Here is a 1,886-nt window from a genome sequence, read left to right as displayed (position 1 = left end):
TGCTCGTCGTAGTCGGCGGCGGCCAGGCCGCGCCCGGCGGCCGGGTGGGCCGGGCCGTCCGGCGGCAGGGCCGCGAGGAACGCGGCGACGGCCTCCGCGACCTCCTCGGGGGCGTCGTCGTGCACCCAGTGGCCGGCGCCGGCGACGGTCCGCAGCACGGCGCCGGGGCGACGCCCGGTCATGCGTGCCGCCAGGCCGGCGGGAAGCAGCGTGCTGTGTTCGCCGCGGAGCACGAGGGCGGGGCAGGCGGAGCCGAGCCAGTCGGCCCACCAGTCGCCGCAGCCGCCCTGCTGGACGGCGGTCATCTCCTCCCAGTCGAAGAGGAGTTCCACGGCGCCGTCGCGGTCGACGGCGCTGAGCAGGAAGTACCCGGCGTCCGGCACACCGGCCGCCTCGATCCGGGCGGCGAGTTCACCGCGGGTGGGTGCAGAGCGCGGCCACCCCCGGACGTCGAGCACGGGGTGGGCGATCTCCGGGCGCCGCATCAGCGGGCCGACGTCCTCCACCACCAGGCCGGCGACGAGTTCCGGATGGCGGGCGGCGAGCTGGTAGGCGGTGATGCCGCCCAGCGAGTGCCCGAGGACCACCACCGGCCCCACGTCCAACGCCCGTACCACCGCCGCCGCGTCGGCCACGTAAGAGGCGCGGTCGTGGCGCTCGGCGCTGTCGCTGCGGCCGTGGCCGCGCTGGTCGGGAGCGACCACCCGGGCCGTCCCCGCGAGGTCGGCCGCCAGCCGGTCGAAGACGGCGCCGCGCCCGAAGGTGCCGTGCAGCGCCAGCAGCGGCCGCCCCGCTCCCCCCTGGTCGGTCACCACCAGGGTCCTCCCGTCGGACCGGGTGAGGCGGAAGGTGACGGGCACGGCGGCTCCTCGACGGGTACGGGCGGAACCGTGACGACGCGCGAGGAGGTGAGGTGGTGCGCACCGGACGGAGGGCACCGCCATCCCACCGCGCGGCGCCGCCGGCACGCCACCGGGTTTCCGGACGGCCGTTCCGGCGGCTCGGGTCAGCGCGCCGGCCCGGCCGGAGCGCCGTCCCGGTGCAGCACGCCGCGCACCAGCAGTTCCAGCACCACCACCACCGACACCGCCTGCACCGCCAGGAGCGCGACGAGGACGAAGAGCTGCACGGCGCCGGCCGCCACCACGGAGGCACCGGCCAGCAGCATGCCGACGAAGGCGCCGGGGAGAGTGACCAGTCCGACCGTCCGCGTCTGGTCCAGCCCCGGGAGCAGCGCCTCCGAGGCGACCGGCCGCCCCACCTCCATCCGGGCCTCGCGCAGGGTCAGCCCCAGGGCGAGCCCCGCCTCCACCTCGCCGTGACGACGGTGCAGTTCGTCCAGGACGCGGCGGCCCGCGAGGACCGTGGCGGTGAGCGAACCGCCGAGCAGGATGCCCACGACGGGCACCAGCGCGATACCCCGCGGCGGCACCAGACCGGAGAGAAGCAGCAGACCGACGACGGGGAGCACGCCGCAGCAGATCGGGAGACCCGCCCACCACCAGGTGGCGTTGTCGGTGACGCGGCGGCCGGCGGTGCGGACGGCGACCAGCAGCATCAGGGCCAGGAAGGCCAGCAGGTACGGCAGCGAGCCGACCACGGCGGTGATGACGACGGACACGGCGGCGAGTTGCAGCGCGGCCCGGCCGCCGGCGAGCAGCACGTCGCGGCCGGTGCCGCGGCCGCCGTCCGGCGCGAGTCGGCCGAGGGCGACCACCAGCGCCGCCACCAGCAGGAGCACGGCGACGACCACGGCGAGGGTCGGACCGACGGGGACCAGCGGCTCGGGCGCGGCGGAGGTCACCGGAACACGCTACCGGGGTGGCGAGCCGCCGCGGGGCGGCGCGCCCGGCCGCCGGGGCCGCGACGCGCCGGTGCCCCGGCGG

At 77.7% G+C, this 1,886-nt stretch carries 2 protein-coding genes; both read right to left on the bottom strand.

Annotated features, from left to right (window positions below; genetic code table 11):
- On the bottom strand, positions 1–860 hold an 860-nt coding region (locus tag HCN56_RS25335), incomplete at its 3' end, for an alpha/beta fold hydrolase (protein ID WP_312871448.1).
- Positions 861–1,006: 146 nt separating this feature from the next.
- Positions 1,007–1,804, bottom strand: a complete 798-nt coding sequence (locus HCN56_RS25330; protein ID WP_167974953.1) for an ABC transporter permease — start codon at positions 1,802–1,804, stop codon at positions 1,007–1,009.
- Positions 1,805–1,886 lie beyond the last annotated feature (82 nt).

The organism is Streptomyces lonarensis, assembly GCF_012033735.1.
Taxonomy (GTDB): Bacteria; Actinomycetota; Actinomycetes; order Streptomycetales; family Streptomycetaceae; genus Streptomyces; species Streptomyces lonarensis.
The sequence above is the reverse complement of the archived record's forward strand: the minus strand, read 5'-3'. Positions and strand labels throughout refer to the sequence as shown.